Origin of the sequence: Citrobacter enshiensis (assembly GCF_029338175.1) — a bacterium.
Taxonomy (GTDB): domain Bacteria; phylum Pseudomonadota; class Gammaproteobacteria; order Enterobacterales; family Enterobacteriaceae; genus Citrobacter_D; species Citrobacter_D enshiensis.
This window is the reverse complement of sequence record NZ_CP119862.1, coordinates 14,315-29,197: the sequence shown is the minus strand read 5'-3', so window position 1 is coordinate 29,197 and position 14,883 is coordinate 14,315. Positions and strand designations below refer to the sequence as shown.

At 53.3% G+C, this 14,883-nt stretch carries 16 protein-coding genes and 1 pseudogene; 7 read left to right on the top strand and 10 right to left on the bottom strand.

Features of this window, described 5'->3' with window-relative positions; all coding sequences use genetic code 11:
• Positions 1-1,317, bottom strand: a complete 1,317-nt coding sequence (gene fucP, locus P2W74_RS00145) for an L-fucose:H+ symporter permease (RefSeq protein WP_276293429.1) — start codon at positions 1,315-1,317, stop codon at positions 1-3.
• 27 nt (positions 1,318-1,344) lie between these two features.
• A complete protein-coding gene (rbsK, locus tag P2W74_RS00140; RefSeq protein WP_276293428.1) occupies positions 1,345-2,265 on the bottom strand; it encodes a ribokinase in 921 nt (306 codons plus the stop codon).
• Between the two features lie 326 nt (positions 2,266-2,591).
• Here rbsK and P2W74_RS00135 point away from each other — a divergent pair, with 326 nt between their 5' ends.
• Complete coding sequence (locus P2W74_RS00135) at positions 2,592-3,377, top strand: DeoR family transcriptional regulator (protein WP_276293427.1); 786 nt, start codon at positions 2,592-2,594, stop codon at positions 3,375-3,377.
• 2 nt (positions 3,378-3,379) lie between these two features.
• On the opposite strand, the gene ilvN is transcribed toward P2W74_RS00135, so the two are convergent.
• The 3 genes from ilvN to ivbL form a co-directional block, all read right to left on the bottom strand.
• Positions 3,380-3,670 carry an acetolactate synthase small subunit gene (ilvN, locus tag P2W74_RS00130; protein ID WP_276293426.1) on the bottom strand — a complete coding sequence of 97 codons (291 nt, stop codon included), beginning with the start codon at positions 3,668-3,670 and terminating at the stop codon, positions 3,380-3,382.
• A 3-nt stretch (positions 3,671-3,673) separates the two neighbouring features.
• Entirely contained in the window at positions 3,674-5,362 is a 1,689-nt protein-coding gene (gene ilvB, locus P2W74_RS00125; RefSeq protein WP_276293425.1) for an acetolactate synthase large subunit, read from the bottom strand.
• Between the two features lie 104 nt (positions 5,363-5,466).
• Complete coding sequence (gene ivbL, locus P2W74_RS00120; RefSeq protein ID WP_047460165.1) at positions 5,467-5,565, bottom strand: ilvB operon leader peptide IvbL; 99 nt, start codon at positions 5,563-5,565, stop codon at positions 5,467-5,469.
• Positions 5,566-6,015: 450 nt separating this feature from the next.
• Here ivbL and P2W74_RS00115 point away from each other — a divergent pair.
• The 4 genes and pseudogenes from P2W74_RS00115 to emrD all read left to right on the top strand — a co-directional run.
• Positions 6,016-6,127: pseudogene (locus tag P2W74_RS00115) on the top strand (hypothetical protein); the annotation flags it as partial.
• Positions 6,124-6,213: a type I toxin-antitoxin system toxin TisB gene (gene tisB / locus P2W74_RS00110; RefSeq protein WP_000060506.1), complete on the top strand. Its 90-nt coding sequence runs from the start codon at positions 6,124-6,126 to the stop codon at positions 6,211-6,213. The pseudogene P2W74_RS00115 and the gene tisB, both read left to right, overlap by 4 nt.
• A 92-nt stretch (positions 6,214-6,305) precedes the next feature.
• A complete protein-coding gene (locus tag P2W74_RS00105) occupies positions 6,306-7,166 on the top strand; it encodes a DMT family transporter (RefSeq protein ID WP_276295267.1) in 861 nt (286 codons plus the stop codon).
• Positions 7,167-7,343: 177 nt separating this feature from the next.
• Positions 7,344-8,528, top strand: a complete 1,185-nt coding sequence (gene emrD / locus P2W74_RS00100; RefSeq protein WP_276293424.1) for a multidrug efflux MFS transporter EmrD — start codon at positions 7,344-7,346, stop codon at positions 8,526-8,528.
• Here the strand turns inward: emrD and P2W74_RS00095 are convergent.
• Both P2W74_RS00095 and dsdC read right to left on the bottom strand, forming a co-directional pair.
• Complete coding sequence (locus tag P2W74_RS00095) at positions 8,455-9,516, bottom strand: cellulase family glycosylhydrolase (RefSeq protein WP_276293423.1); 1,062 nt, start codon at positions 9,514-9,516, stop codon at positions 8,455-8,457. The two genes, emrD and P2W74_RS00095, sit on opposite strands and share 74 nt — an antisense overlap.
• Before the next feature lie 89 nt (positions 9,517-9,605).
• Positions 9,606-10,529 (bottom strand): DNA-binding transcriptional regulator DsdC, encoded by a 924-nt coding sequence (dsdC, locus tag P2W74_RS00090; RefSeq protein ID WP_276293422.1) that lies wholly within the window; start codon positions 10,527-10,529, stop codon positions 9,606-9,608.
• 227 nt (positions 10,530-10,756) lie between these two features.
• Here dsdC and dsdX point away from each other — a divergent pair, with 227 nt between their 5' ends.
• Positions 10,757-12,094: a D-serine transporter DsdX gene (dsdX, locus tag P2W74_RS00085; RefSeq protein WP_276293421.1), complete on the top strand. Its 1,338-nt coding sequence runs from the start codon at positions 10,757-10,759 to the stop codon at positions 12,092-12,094.
• 17 nt (positions 12,095-12,111) lie between these two features.
• Complete coding sequence (gene dsdA, locus P2W74_RS00080) at positions 12,112-13,434, top strand: D-serine ammonia-lyase (RefSeq protein ID WP_276293420.1); 1,323 nt, start codon at positions 12,112-12,114, stop codon at positions 13,432-13,434.
• On the opposite strand, the gene P2W74_RS00075 is transcribed toward dsdA, so the two are convergent.
• The 3 genes from P2W74_RS00075 to P2W74_RS00065 are packed head-to-tail and all read right to left on the bottom strand — an operon-like array spanning position 13,431 to position 14,663.
• Entirely contained in the window at positions 13,431-13,967 is a 537-nt protein-coding gene (locus P2W74_RS00075) for a radical SAM protein (RefSeq protein WP_276293419.1), read from the bottom strand. The two genes, dsdA and P2W74_RS00075, sit on opposite strands and share 4 nt — an antisense overlap.
• Complete coding sequence (locus P2W74_RS00070; protein WP_276293418.1) at positions 13,964-14,326, bottom strand: DUF202 domain-containing protein; 363 nt, start codon at positions 14,324-14,326, stop codon at positions 13,964-13,966. The genes P2W74_RS00075 and P2W74_RS00070 overlap by 4 nt, the downstream gene beginning before the upstream one ends.
• On the bottom strand, positions 14,319-14,663 hold the full coding sequence (locus P2W74_RS00065; protein WP_276293417.1) for a YidH family protein: 345 nt from the start codon (positions 14,661-14,663) through the stop codon (positions 14,319-14,321). The genes P2W74_RS00070 and P2W74_RS00065 overlap by 8 nt, the downstream gene beginning before the upstream one ends.
• Between the last annotated feature and the right edge of the window lie 220 nt (positions 14,664-14,883).

Sequence of the window (14,883 nt, the reverse complement as noted above, 5' to 3'; positions counted from 1 at the left end):
TCAGGAGGCGGTCGCTTCAACCAGGTTGCTGCGCACTTTGCATTCACGCCAAAAATAGATACCGACATAAACGAAACACAGCATTGAGACGAGGAACGAGAGTTGCAGCGAGTGGAACATATCCGCCACATAACCCTGAATCGCCGGAACGACCGCCGCCCCCACAATCGCCATCACAATCACTGCGCCAGCCATTTCGGTGTGTTCGTTATCCACCGTATCCAGCGTTCCGGCGTAAATGGTCGCCCAGCAGGGACCAAACAGCACGCTCACCAGCACCGCAACGTACACCGCGCTAAAGCTGGGTGCCAGCGCCACGTAGGCGAGGAACAACGCGCCGATGATGGAATACAGAATCAACACTTTTTCCGGGTTAAAGCGCGTCATCAGTATGTTGGCGATAAATTTGCCGATAAAGAAGCATGCGAAGCTATAGACCATAAAGTTGGAGGCATCGCGTTCATTGATATCCCCCAGGTCCAGCGCCAGACGGATGGTGAACGACCAGACCGCCACCTGCATGCCGACATACAGGAACTGCGCCACGATCCCGCGACGGAAGCGGGAATTTTTGGCCAAATAGCGTAGCGTATCTACCGCTGACGGGCGTTTATGGCTGGCGGTTTGCGCCACTTTACAGGTCGGAAAGCGGGTCAGCAGGAATAACACCATCACCACCACCAGAACCATAATCATGTACTTGTACGGCTCAAGGGTGTTTTCCAGCATCAACAGTTTAAAATTATGGATCTGTTCGGCGTTCATCCCCGCCATCTGTTTTTTCAGGCTATCACCTTCGGAAAAGATCAGGTATTTGCCCAGTAAAATGCCGGAGGCCGCGCCAATCGGATAGAAGGTCTGGCTGATATTCAGACGCAGCGTGGCGTACGCTTTCGGACCGATCATCGAACTGTAGGTGTTCGCAGCGGTTTCGAGGAAGCTAAGACCAATCGCAATCGCAAAAATCGCCGCCAGGAACATGGTGTAGGTTGCCATGTGTGATGCCGGGAAAAAGAGCGTACAGCCAACGATATACAGTGTCAGACCGATTAATATCGCCACTTTATAACTGGTCTTTTTAATGACCAGGGATGCCGGTATCGCAATTAAAAAATAACCACCATAAAACGCGCTTTGTACTAATGCCGAAGCAAAATTACTGAGTGAAAATACACTTTTAAATTGTGTAATCAGAATATCATTTAATGCGGCTGCGCATCCCCACAATGGGAATAAACAGGATAACAAAATAAACTGGAACAGAGGGGTCTTATTCAGATACCCATCGGGCATCTGAATGATGTTTTTATCGTTCATAGTGCTACCTTTTACAGTGCAGAAGAGTTATTTGTTTAACGTCAGGAACTCATTAAATTGTTCAATGCTCGGATAAGATGACTGAGTGCCTTTTCCGGTAACGCTAAAGGCGGCAAAGAGGACGGCTTTCTTCATCGCGGCTTCAACATCACCGCCCTGGACATAATAATGTGCAAAACAACCAATAAAGGCGTCGCCTGCACCGCTGGTATCGATAGCATTCACTTTGAACGCCGGAACATGGACTTCCTGGTCACGCGTCATCCATAACGCCCCTTTTTCACCCATGGTAATAATGATGTTGTTCAGTCCTTTATCAATCAGGCTGCGGGCAGCAGCACAAATATGATCGTAAGTATCGACCGGCATGCCAGTTAATATTTCCAGTTCGGTTTCATTAGGCACAAAGAAATCACATTTACAGGCATAAGACATGTCTAATTCGCGTAATGCCGGAGCTGGATTTAATAACACTTCAATACCGTGCTTCTTACCAAACTCTATCGCGTGGTAAACCGTCTCAAGCTGAACCTCAAGTTGCAGGACGATCAGTTTGCATTTTTTCAGGTCTTCTGCGGCGCGGTCGATATCTTCCGGTGAGAGAAACTTGTTCGCGCCTTTAATAATCAAAATACTGTTACTGGAGTTGGCATTCACAAAGATAGGCGCCACACCGCTGCTGGTACACGGTACTTTTTCCACATAAGTGGTATTGATGCCCCAGGATTCCAGATTACGGATGGTGTTATCCGCAAAAATATCGTCCCCAACTTTAGTCAGCATCAGCACTTTTGAATTGAGCTTAGCGGCCGCAACAGCCTGATTCGCCCCTTTCCCGCCGCAGCCAATTTTGAATGCCGGTGCTTCCAGCGTCTCCCCTTCTTTGGGCATCTGGTTGGTGTAAGTGATGAGATCCACCATGTTGGAACCGATAACCGCAATATCCATTTTACTTCCTCTCAGAAACAATCGCTCAAGAATGATATTAAAGTAACATTATCATGTTATTTAAGTATCATTTGTGACTACGATCGCGGTTGGAGGATCCTTTTATTGTTTATTAATTAAACGCAACGTTACCTCTTTATTGCACACAGAATCATCAAAACCATTTCAATCCACTGAAATTTAACTGTTTACAATCAAGAAAACGTGAAAAAACGGACTTTTATTTCCAGGGCACCAGAAGTATAGTAATGCAGCAATGTGATGTTCTCAGAAACACACAAATGTTACTTAAAGAACATTCACAACATCGTTCGTGGAGGAAGCGCATGGAAACGAAGCAAAAAGAACGTATTCGACGTTTGATGGAACTGCTAAAGAAGACCGACCGAATCCATCTGAAAGACGCCGCGCGGATGCTGGAAGTTTCTGTGATGACCATTCGCCGGGATCTCAGCCAGGACGACGAACCGTTACCACTGACGCTGCTCGGCGGCTATATCGTCATGGTGAATAAACCCGCGACCTTAACTCACGCACCACTCCCGGTGAAAAAGACTCACCACCATGATGATTTAGCCGTTGCCATCCTGGCTGCCGGGTTGGTGAATGAAAACGATTTGGTGTTTTTTGATAACGGCCCGGAAATGCCGCTGGTGATCAGCATGATCCCTGACGACATTACATTTACCGGAATTTGCTACTCGCACCGCGTGTTTATAGCGCTGAATGAAAAGCCCAACGCCACGGCAATCCTTTGCGGTGGAACTTATCGGGCCAAGAGTGACGCGTTTTACGATGCCAGCAACCCTTCAGCACTCGACTCGCTCAACCCACGTAAAGTATTTATCTCCGCCAGCGGCGTGCATGAGCATTTTGGCGTTAGCTGGTTTAACCCGGATGACCTTGCCACCAAGCGTAAAGCGATGGAACGCGGACTGCGTAAAATATTGCTGACGCGCCACGCCCTGTTTGATGAGGTCGCTCCTGCCAGCATTGGCCCACTGTCTACCTTCGATGTATTGATAAGCGATCGCCCGTTACCGGCAGATTATGCAACCCACTGCCGGAACGGTTCCGTCAAAGTGATCACCCCAGATTCAGAGGGTGATTAACATTACTCGAAAAAGACGGCAATCTTAGTAAACATGGTCGGATCTGACTGGTTACGCACCACTTTCGCGACATCTTCCAGTTTATCAATCTGGCTAATCATCTGTTCAAGACGTTGATCGTCATTGACCAGGAGCCAGATACGGCTTTGGTCGCTGTTCTGGATCGGCAAACAGAGGATGCCCTCCACGTTAAAGGCGCGACGGGCAAACAGGCCGCAGACGTGGGTCATTACCCCCGGATGGTTACGCACGGTGAGTTCCAGAATGACGTTTTCATGTGACTGTTTCTGCATGGTTTATTCCCCCACCATCTCTGTATTTGCCGCGCCCGGCGGCACCATCGGATACACTTTTTGTTCCGCATCAATACGCACATGAATCAGCGCCGGTCCCGGACGGGAGATAATCGCCTGCAACGCCGCCTGCGGGTCAGCTTCGTTATTTAAATCACAGGTTTCCAGACCAAATCCGGCAGCAATCTGCATAAAGTTGATCATCCCTGGGTAGGTGGCGGCGAAGACGCCCTGCTTGTAAAACAGACTCTGCTGCTGATGGACCAGACCCAGCGCTTCGTTGTTCATCAGAATGATTTTCACATCCAGCTGATTTTCGCTGGCGGTCGCCATCTCCTGAATATTCATCATCAGGCTACCATCGCCGGAGAAACATAATACCTTACGGTCAGGGTTCGCCAGCGCGGCGCCAATCGCCGCCGGCAGGCCAAAGCCCATGGTGCCCAGTCCACCAGAGGTCAGCCACTGGCGAGGACGGTTGAGCGGATACGCCTGCGCCGTCCACATCTGATGCTGCCCCACATCGGTGGTGACAATCGCGCAGTCGTCCACGCAGGCAGCCACGGCATTAATCAGCCCATAATGGCTGAGCGGATCGCTCTCTTGCGGGATCGCCCCCGGAAATTCACGCTGCAAATCCGCCACCGTCCGGTGCCACTCCTCACGCGGTTGCACGTCAATGAATGGGATCAACTGGGCCAGAACATCATCCACATCGGCCTGAATCGCCACATGCGCCTGCTTGATTTTCCCCAGCTCCGCGCGGTCGATATCGACATGAATAATGTTGGCGTTCGGGCAGAACTGCTCCGTTTTACCAATCGCCCGGTCATCAAAACGCGCGCCCAGAACAATCAGCAAATCCGCCTCTTGCAGGATAAAGTTGGTGCTGCGTGCGCCATGCATACCCAGCATGCCTAACGACAGCGGGTGCGCTTTTGGCAACATACCCAGCGCCATTAAGGTCATGGTGGTCGGTAACTGCGCTTTTTCCGCCAGTTCGCGCACACGGGCAGGTGCATTGATGACACCGCCGCCGAGATACAGCACCGGGCGTTTTGCCGCATTAATCATCGCGGCGGCGTCACGAATACTTTCAGCGCTGAATTCCGGCGAGGGCGATTTCTCTGCCGCAGGCGGCAGTGCTTCCAGCTCGATCGTGGCGGTCTGCACATCCTTAGGAATGTCTATCCACACCGGCCCCGGGCGTCCCGACTGGGCAATGCGAAAAGCATCACTCATCACCTGCGGCAATTCGTGAATATCTCTGACCAGATAGTTGTGCTTGGTGATGGGGATAGAAATGCCGTAGGTGTCCACTTCCTGGAAAGCGTCGGTACCAATCATGGAGGCCGGTACCTGACCGGTAATACACACCAACGGAATGGAGTCGAGACGCGCATCGGCAATGGCGGTGACCAGGTTCGTCGCCCCCGGTCCGCTACAGGCCATACAAACAGCGGGTTTGCCATCAGTTCGCGCCATACCCTGCGCAATAAACCCCGCGCCTTGTTCGTGACGCGCCAGGATATGACGGATTTGCGTGCTTTGGCTTAAGGCGTCGTAGACGGGGAGAATCGAACCGCCCGGGATCCCGGCCACCACGGTGATACCCTGGCGTTCCAGTAAATGAACGATCAACTCTGCGCCCGTAAAGCGCTTACGTGTGGATGTTGTACCCGAACTTGCCATGCTCCAGTCCTTTTATTCTGGGCCGAGGCTCCGGGAGGGGCTCTTAAACGAAAAACCCCGCCCGGTTTGCGCCGGCGGGGTTTTGGAATCGTGTGTTCCGGACCCTACGGCGCATTGCCGACGACCACCACCACACGCACGACGACCACTGCGGCAGGTTGCGCAGTTTTTAGTAGGGTCGCGGTTAGCATGGAAGGGTTCATTAGGGACCTTGTCTGTTTATTGATTAACAGGATTTATACAAGCACAGCTTTTTAGATGTGACAATGGAAAAAATTTCATCTGTGCAAAAATGCGTCAGCGATCACGTTATCACTGATAACGATGTAAAAACAAAAAACCCCGCCGAAGCGAGGTTTTTATCAGCGTTATACGGCTGGTAACCGCAAAGCACACTGTGTTATGTCAACACCAGAAGTATACGCATTCCACGAAAAACACGCAATTTCGGCACGAATTTTGACGCTTTTGAGTATGGTACAGAGAGGGTGTTTTGTCTAAAAATTACTGTTTATTTATACAGTAATTCATCTATAATATCACTGTACGCAATGTGTTATGCGGGGCCGCATCGTAAACCGGCGCAACAAAGCCCTGGCTGAAACGGGTGGTGCCGTCAGCGCCTTAACCCCATGTGAGCACACTGTGTTACGTCAACAAGCACAACATTTCTCGCAAGAGAGATCGCGTGCGCAACAGCTGGCAACAGGCAGCGGAAAGGTACGTCAGCTGGCAGTGCTCCTTCACCACAGGAGACGCGTATGAGCCTCGTGGATATCGCTATTCTTATCCTGAAACTCATTGTTGCTGCACTGCAACTGCTTGATGCTGTTCTGAAATACCTCAAGTAATTCAGATTCAAGCCGCACCAAAGGGGAGCGGACAACCGCTCCCCTTTCACCCTCTGCCTGGTGCGTGTACCTCAAGAGTATGTTACATTTTTATTACATCCCTTAAGACACCTGTCGCCATGACCCTTTCCGTTTTCTGCATTTTGCTGTTCGCCGCGCTGCTGCACGCCAGCTGGAACGCCATCGTGAAAGCAGGAAACGACAAGCTCTACTCGGCGATTGGCGTCAGCGGTTCTGCGGCATTAATGGCGCTGGTTTGTTTACCTTTTGCCCCGCCGCCTGCCGTTGCCAGCATCCCCTTTTTAGCCGCCTCTACCGTGTTACAGGTGGTCTATACCGTTCTGGTCGCCAAAACCTATCAGGTTTCGGATATGAGCCAAACCTATCCCTTAATGCGCGGTTCCGCTCCGCTGCTGGTCGCGATAATCAGCGTACTGTTTCTCGGCGACAGCCTCTCCTCACTGGCCTGGGTCGGTATTGTGGTGATCTGCATTGCCATCCTCGGTATGGCCTTCAACGGCCACGCCAGTTCCCGGCAGGGCGTGGTTCTGGCCCTGATTAACGCCTGTTTTATTGCCGGATATACGCTGGTGGACGGGACGGGCGTACGACTGTCGGAAACCGCGCTGGGATACACCTTGTGGACATTCTTCCTCAATGGCTCCTGCCTGTTGAGTTGGGCGATGATTGCCCGACGCCAGGAGGCCGCACGCTACCTGGTGCAGCACTGGAAGAAGGGGATTTTTGGCGGCATCGGCACCATGGGCTCTTACGGACTGGCGCTGTGGGCGATGACACAATCCCCCCTGGCGGTGGTCGCCGCGCTGCGCGAGACCTCTATTTTGTTCGGCGCGCTTATCGCGTGGCTATTGCTCAAAGAGCGGGTCGTCGGGTTGCGTCTCGTCGCCGCAGGCGGTATTGCCGCTGGCGCCATGCTGCTTCGCCTTGCTTGATGCAATCCGGCAACATTTGTTGCCGTTTTTTGTTTACATATCCTGCCGTTCGCCGACACACCATTCCAGTCGTCTATCTGGCCTTCTTTTACTGGTGTGGTAGATTTCACTCGCATTTATGGCAATACATAGCCACTTATTCTTATTTTTTTCTCTTTTTAAAAAGTAATCAGCGAAATGAAAAGGCAGAAAAGCGTCAATTTGTTGTTGATGTTGGTATTACTTGTCGCAGTGGGTCAGATGGCGCAAACCATCTATATCCCGGCAATTGCCGATATGGCGCGTGAACTGAATGTCCGCGAAGGGGCCGTACAAAGCGTGATGGCCGCCTACCTGCTGACGTACGGTCTGTCACAGCTGGTTTACGGCCCACTTTCCGACCGTGTCGGGCGTCGCCCGGTGATCCTCGTCGGCATGTCCATCTTTATGCTGGCCACGCTGGTCGCCATCACCACCCACAGCCTGACGGTGCTGATTGCCGCCAGTGCGATGCAGGGCATGGGGACCGGCGTTGGCGGGGTGATGGCGCGTACCTTACCGCGCGATCTGTATGAGGGCACACAACTGCGCCACGCCAACAGCTTGCTGAATATGGGGATTTTGGTCAGCCCGTTGATGGCTCCGCTGATCGGCGGTCTGCTGGACACTATGTGGAACTGGCGCGCCTGTTACATCTTTCTGCTGGTCCTCTGCGCAGGTGTCACCGTTAGCATGGCACGCTGGATGCCGGAAACCCGTCCGACGGGCGCACCGCGCACACGGCTTATCACCAGCTACAAAACCCTGTTCAGCAACGGCGCGTTTACCTGTTATTTACTGATGCTGATCGGCGGCCTGGCCGGGATTGCCGTCTTCGAGGCCTGCTCCGGTGTACTGATGGGTGCCGTATTAGGTTTAAGCAGCATGGTGGTGAGCGTCTTGTTTATTCTGCCGATCCCGGCGGCGTTTTTCGGCGCATGGTTTGCCGGTCGTCCCAATAAACGCTTCTCCACGCTGATGTGGCAATCGGTGATCAGCTGCCTGCTGGCAGGCGTGATGATGTGGGTCCCTGGCTGGTTCGGCGTGATGAACGTCTGGACGCTGTTGATCCCGGCTGCGCTGTTCTTCTTCGGCGCAGGCATGTTGTTTCCGCTGGCAACCAGCGGGGCGATGGAACCTTTCCCGTTCCTGGCCGGAACAGCCGGTGCACTGGTAGGTGGCTTGCAAAACATCGGCTCTGGCGTGCTGGCGTGGCTCTCCGCGATGATGCCGCAAACCGGGCAAGCCAGCCTCGGGATGTTGATGACCTTTATGGGGCTGTTGATTTTACTGTGCTGGCTCCCACTGGCGTCTCGTGTATCCCATCAGGAGCAGGCGGTTTAATCAGATGATGGCCCGGCTTATCGCCGGGCTGTTCACACTTCGGCGATATCATCGCGGTCAGCAACGGTTCCAGCGCTGGCCGCCACGCTCCCTCTTCCCCATCATAAAACTGCGTATCCGCGTTGATAGCATACGGAATTTTCGCTTTCTTCAGCTCACAGGCCATAAAACGGGCAAAGGCGAGCTGTGAAGGCGATGGCGCATTTTTGATGGTTTCTCCCGGCGACCAGCCCCCGACCCAACTGGCATGACCGGTTTTCTGCTGCCAATGTATGGCGGCGTTTATCCGCGCGCGGATGGCGACTTTTTCCGCCGATGTGCCGGAGGTCCAGGGGTATTTGCCATTACTCTTTAACGGCCCCCACGGAAAGATATGCCACTGTGCCAGCACATAGTTTTGACTGCCCGGCGGCAGTTTAAGACCCGACAACGCCTCCGGTGCGGCACGCATGCGTGGGGCAATAAAGATCATGCGCTGCGGGTCAATGGCGTGGATCGCGCGGAGGGTTTTGTCATACACCCGATTGAGTGAAGCCTGACTACGGTTGAGTTTCTCCGCCGGTTCATAGATTAAGTCAAAACCCAGCAACGGCGAACTTTGCGCGAAATAGTGCGCTACGGCAATCCACCAGTTTTCCACCTCTTTTTCGTTTCCGGCGCTGGGATCGTTTTTATACTCATCGGCCTGATACGCAATAATGGGGATCACGTCATACTGGTTACAGGCTTCAACCAGTTTACGCAGGTGAATCAACCGCGCTTCCGTCGGCTCACCCGCGACCCGGATACGCACGTGGGTTAATCCCTTTGTCCTGAAATCGCGGACCACCAATGGATCAAATTCACGGATGCCTCTGTCGGTTCGCGCCCAGTCGACATCCATTCCTGCCCCCAATAGCTGCGCATAATGCGAAGCCATGAGCGGCCGTTCAGCGGCGCACACGACAGCGCTGGCGAGCAACAGGAGAGAGATGAGTGGTTTTAACACGGTTGTCCTCAGTCATTAACCGGGAGGGATATCACGTATTTAGCATAATCCTCGCCACCTGGTGTAGGGTGCAAGCGTAATAAATCTCATCACACCTGCTCTTGCAGCCAGCCGATAAAGGCCTCTATTTTCGGCCACTGCCGGCCAGGCAGCGTGGTCATGTAGTAATGCTGGTGACATTTCAGCGCCATCTCGCCGAAAGGCGCGACAAGCTCCCCGCTGTCGAGTCGTTTTTGCACCAGCCGCTGACGCCCCATCGCGACACCAATATGGTTCATTGCGGCAATCACCGCCAAATCCGAACGATCGAAGCCAATCCCCGATGATAACGGCAAATCAACCCCAAAGTGTTGCGCCCAACTGTGCCATTCATCCGTTCCGGAGTCGTTGCTCCACGCCTGACGATCGTGCAGAAGCGTACAGTGACGCAGATTAACCAACGCACCCTGCAGGTCAAAACGCCGGGCATAGTCCGGACTGCATACAGGCAGGATTGCCTCATCCATCAGGAAATGGTGCGTCAGTTGCGCAGAGGGGGCGTCGTCAAAGTAGATCGCCAGATCAATACCCGCGCGCTGGAGATTCACGTTGTCGTTACCGGTCAATATGGTCAGCGAAATAGACGGGTAGCGGCGCGTGAAATCACCTAATGCGGGCACCAGCCAGCACTGGGCGATGGAAGGCCGCGAGTAAACCGTGAGCGTACCGGAGAGCTCCTGGTTTTTAATGTCGAGGATCTCCTGATTCAGCGTATCCAGCGACGATTTCAGCGCCCAGAACACCCGCTTCCCTTCGTGCGTTAATTCCACTTTCCGGTGTGAGCGAACAAACAGCTGAATACCCAATTCGTCTTCAAGCTGGTTAATTCGGTGGCTGACGGCGCTGGGACTTAATGACAGTTCATCTGCGGCCAGCGCAAAAGACTGATGTCTCGCCGCCACTTCAAAAGTGTAGAGCTTTGATAGCTGCCAGCCGTTGAGTAGACGATTTCTGACTTCGCGAAGGGGATCCATAACCACCTCTGAGCCTCTGATTATTTCCCGCAGTGTAAAAAAATACGCTGAAAAAATCAGCACAAAGATGAATCAGCGTGAACCATACTGCATAAAACAGTCATTTTTAGACGCATATCACCATTTTGATTCAATTTAGCTCATGTTAAGTGGGAATTATATCGTTTGTCAGCCTACGCCGTTTTTTTGTCCAATATAACCACGTTAATCACAGGGCAAGGTGAGATATGCACTCTCAAATCTGGGTTGTGAGCACGCTGCTAATCAGCATCGTGTTAATCGTTTTGACCATCGTGAAGTTCAAATTCCACCCGTTTCTGGCGCTGCTGTTAGCCAGCTTCTTTGTGGGCACGATGATGGATATGGGCCCGCTGGAGATGGTCAACGCCATTGAGAGTGGTATCGGTGGCACGCTGGGTTTCCTCGCCGCCGTTATCGGTCTGGGAACCATTCTTGGCAAAATGATGGAAGTTTCCGGTGCGGCAGAACGCATTGGCTTAACGCTCCAGCGCTGTCGCTGGCTCTCCGCCGACGTCATTATGGTGCTGGTGGGGCTGATCTGCGGTATCACGCTGTTTGTGGAAGTGGGGGTGGTGCTGTTAATTCCGCTGGCGTTCTCCATCGCCAAAAAAACCAACACCTCATTGCTGAAACTGGCGATCCCGTTATGTACCGCCCTAATGGCCGTACACTGCGTGGTGCCGCCGCATCCGGCCGCGCTGTTCGTCGCCAACAAACTGGGCGCCGATCTGGGTTCCGTCATTGTCTATGGGTTGCTGGTAGGGCTGATGGCCTCGCTTATCGGCGGACCGCTGTTCCTAAAGTTACTCGGCAACCGTCTTCCGTTTAAAGCAGTACCCGCTGAGTTTTCTGACCTTAAAGTCCGTGACGAAAAAACGCTGCCGTCACTGAGCGCAACGCTGTTTACCGTCCTGCTGCCGATTGGTCTGATGCTGGCGAAAACCGTCGCTGAACTGAACATGGCGAAAGGCAGTACGCTGTACACCCTGCTGGAGTTTATCGGCAACCCGATTACTGCCATGTTTATCGCGGTTTTCGTGGCGTATTACATTCTCGGTTTGCGTCAGCATATCGGCATGGGTACGCTGCTCACCCATACCGAAAACGGTTTTGGTTCCATTGCTAACATTCTGCTGATTATCGGTGCGGGCGGCGCGTTCAACGCCATCCTGAAGAGCAGCGGCCTGGCGGATACCCTCGCGGTGATCCTCTCCAATATGCATATGCACCCCATCCTGCTGGCCTGGCTGGTGGCGCTTATTCTGCACGCTGCGGTCGGTTCGGCAACGGTCGCGATGATGGGTGCAACGGCGATTGTCGCGCCGATGCTGCCGCTCTATCCCAACGTGAGTCCAGAGATCATCGCTATTGCCATCGGTTCTGGCGCAATTGGCTGCACGATCGTGACAGATTCCCTCTTCTGGCTGGTGAAGCAATACTGCGGCGCCACCCTGAATGAGACGTTTAAATACTATACGACCGCGACATTTATCGCGTCGGTTATTGCACTGGCTTGCACATTCCTGCTTTCCTTTATTATCTAAGCGTAAAGAGACGTACTATGGAAAACATTCAAAATCTCATCGCCCAGTATCCTTTGGTGGAGGATCTGGTCGCTCTCAAAGAAACGACCTGGTTTAACCCGGCCACGACCTCTCTGGCAGAAGGTTTACCGTATGTCGGCCTGACGGAGCAGGATGTTCAGGACGCCCATGCTCGCCTGACCCGCTTTGCGCCGTATCTGGCGAAAGCCTTCCCGGAAACCGCCGCCACCGGCGGGATTATTGAATCCGAACTGGCCGCTGTTCCTGCGATGCAAAAACGGCTGGAAAAAGAGTACGGGCAGTCTATCTGCGGTGAAATTCTGCTGAAAAAAGACAGCCACCTACCCATCTCCGGCTCGATTAAGGCCCGTGGCGGCATCTATGAAGTGCTGACCCACGCAGAAAAACTGGCGCTGGCCGCCGGGCTGCTAACCACTGAAGATGACTACAGCGTGCTGCTCTCGCCTGAATTCAAACAGTTCTTCAGTCAGTACAGCATCGCGGTGGGTTCGACCGGTAACCTGGGCTTGTCGATCGGCATCATGAGCGCCTGCATCGGCTTTAAGGTCACCGTACACATGTCTGCCGATGCCCGTGCGTGGAAAAAGGCCAAACTGCGCAGCCACGGTGTGACGGTGGTCGAGTACGAAGAAGATTACGGCGTGGCGGTGGAGCAAGGGCGTAAGGCGGCGGAGTCCGATCCAAACTGCTTCTTTATCGACGATGAAAACTCCCGCACGTTGTTCCTGGGCTACGCGGTAGCCGGACAGCGCCTGAAAGCGCAGTTCGCACAGCAGGGTCGCGTAGTGGATGCCGATCACCCGCTGTTTGTTTATCTGCCGTGCGGCGTCGGCGGCGGCCCTGGCGGCGTGGCTTTTGGCCTGAAACTGGCGTTCGGCGATAACGTTCACTGTTTCTTCGCCGAACCGACCCACTCCCCTTGCATGCTGCTCGGCGTTTACACTGGCCTGCACGACGCTATTTCCGTTCAGGAGATTGGCATCGATAACCTGACGGCGGCGGACGGGCTGGCGGTGGGGCGTGCATCGGGTTTTGTTGGCCGGGCGATGGAGCGTTTTCTGGACGGGCTGTATACCCTTGACGATCAAACCATGTATGACATGCTGAGTTGGCTGGCGCAGGAAGAAGGCATTCGCCTGGAGCCGTCTGCACTGGCGGGAATGTCCGGACCTCAGCGCGTATGTGGTTCAGCCGCATACCAACAGATGCACGGGTTCACTGCTGAGCAGTTAAACCACGCCACACATCTGGTATGGGCGACGGGCGGCGGAATGGTACCGGAAGCCGAAATGGCGCAGTACCTGGCTAAAGGTCGCTAAGTTTGACGCAGCATCGCCATCAGTTCCATCGGTGAGCGATGCTGTTTAATAAGATCGCGCATAACCCGCATGTACGGCGAAGAGTCGTTAAAAAAGGTTTTATAACCGGCACAAAGCGCGCTTTTTTCGCTGCTATCACGATATTTCAGGCATTCACCAGCACAGAAGTGCAATACGTAACAGTTCCGACAATCTGCGCCGATATGCGAAATATCCTGTAAATTCACCGCATCAGAAAGACCACACCACTGCCTTAAGATTTTATCAAACAGCTGAATGGATATCCGGTTAACATCTTCCCGTACCCATATATCAAATACCGTATTTAAAAACCGCCCCCAGTCTTCCGATGTAACGGATTCAGCGGTCGGATAGCCTTTTTCATCGCGTTCAACCAGGGGAATAAACTGCACAGAACGAACGCCTGCTAGTTGTACATTGCGATATAAATCATTCGGGTGCTGACATTCCTGGTGATCTACCACCACCTTAATAATTCCCTCACTAACATCCATGTCCTCACACTCTGTCATGCAAAATCCCCGATAAATACGATAAGTTGGCGAACGTGTGTTACAGCAAACAGTATTGCGAGGGATAACACCGCGAGGGAGATCATAAATTTGTCACGCACCGCGCGAGATTGAGAAAAATCGTAATGGGCGACGTCCATCAGGTTACGACTGCGGGTATAGCGCCAGAGAATGATCGCCACAATCGCCAGCACGCCAATAGAAACCCAGAACAAGAATCCCGCCTGATGCCAGTGATGTTTCAACGCCAGCGCCATTAGCGCGCCATAGCCCAGCAGCGTGCGGAACCAGGCCAGCGACGTGCGCTCCGGCTGAAGTCCCGGATCGGCAATGCGGCGCGCTTTACGGCTATCAGCCATACAGTACCAGCGCCATAACGATCACCGCGACGATCATCAAAATCAGACTGATAATCAGCAAACTGTGGGTGTACGGCAGGTCCTCTTTCAGACGCATCGCCTTTTCATTACGCAACCATCGCAGGTAGCCGTAAATCGCCAGACCGCCCGCGAACAAACACAGTAGCAACGCCAGCAGTTCACGAATGACTGGCGTGGCAAAATCCGGCGCCAACTGGTCAAGACCAACACCCGCCGCCAGAAAACCCAGCGCGGTGCGGATCCACGCCAGAAAGGTACGCTCGTTTGCCAGCGAGAAGCGGTAATCCGGCGCTTCTCCAAGGCGAGAAATCTTCATCAGGGCTCCTTTTAATGACATTCCCTATTCAGAGGATCAGAGAAGGAAATAACAATAGTGCATCAGAACGTCGGCTTTTTCCCCTTAACGTTCACACTTTGCGTACGCAGTCTCGTGCCACCGGACGCGGTTGCAGGCTCCACGGATATGTGCGGAAAGGGTCACGATCTCCGGCTTGAGTTGGCCTTATCGCGACGAAAGCAGGAAGGGGATTGCGTGG

Bases quoted from the DNA above. Each gene is read 5' to 3' on its own strand.
- emrD (WP_276293424.1), top strand. From the start codon at position 7,344: ATGAAAAGGCAGAAAAGCGTCAATTTGTTGTTGATGTTGGTATTACTT.
- dsdX (WP_276293421.1), top strand. From the start codon at position 10,757: ATGCACTCTCAAATCTGGGTTGTGAGCACGCTGCTAATCAGCATCGTG.
- tisB (WP_000060506.1), top strand. From the start codon at position 6,124: ATGAGCCTCGTGGATATCGCTATTCTTATCCTGAAACTCATTGTTGCT.
- ilvN (WP_276293426.1), bottom strand. From the start codon at position 3,670: ATGCAGAAACAGTCACATGAAAACGTCATTCTGGAACTCACCGTGCGT.
- ivbL (WP_047460165.1), bottom strand. From the start codon at position 5,565: ATGAACCCTTCCATGCTAACCGCGACCCTACTAAAAACTGCGCAACCT.
- rbsK (WP_276293428.1), bottom strand. From the start codon at position 2,265: ATGGATATTGCGGTTATCGGTTCCAACATGGTGGATCTCATCACTTAC.
- ilvB (WP_276293425.1), bottom strand. From the start codon at position 5,362: ATGGCAAGTTCGGGTACAACATCCACACGTAAGCGCTTTACGGGCGCA.
- dsdA (WP_276293420.1), top strand. From the start codon at position 12,112: ATGGAAAACATTCAAAATCTCATCGCCCAGTATCCTTTGGTGGAGGAT.
- P2W74_RS00070 (WP_276293418.1), bottom strand. From the start codon at position 14,326: ATGGCTGATAGCCGTAAAGCGCGCCGCATTGCCGATCCGGGACTTCAG.
- dsdC (WP_276293422.1), bottom strand. From the start codon at position 10,529: ATGGATCCCCTTCGCGAAGTCAGAAATCGTCTACTCAACGGCTGGCAG.
- P2W74_RS00065 (WP_276293417.1), bottom strand. From the start codon at position 14,663: ATGAAGATTTCTCGCCTTGGAGAAGCGCCGGATTACCGCTTCTCGCTG.
- P2W74_RS00075 (WP_276293419.1), bottom strand. From the start codon at position 13,967: ATGACAGAGTGTGAGGACATGGATGTTAGTGAGGGAATTATTAAGGTG.
- P2W74_RS00135 (WP_276293427.1), top strand. From the start codon at position 2,592: ATGGAAACGAAGCAAAAAGAACGTATTCGACGTTTGATGGAACTGCTA.
- fucP (WP_276293429.1), bottom strand. From the start codon at position 1,317: ATGAACGATAAAAACATCATTCAGATGCCCGATGGGTATCTGAATAAG.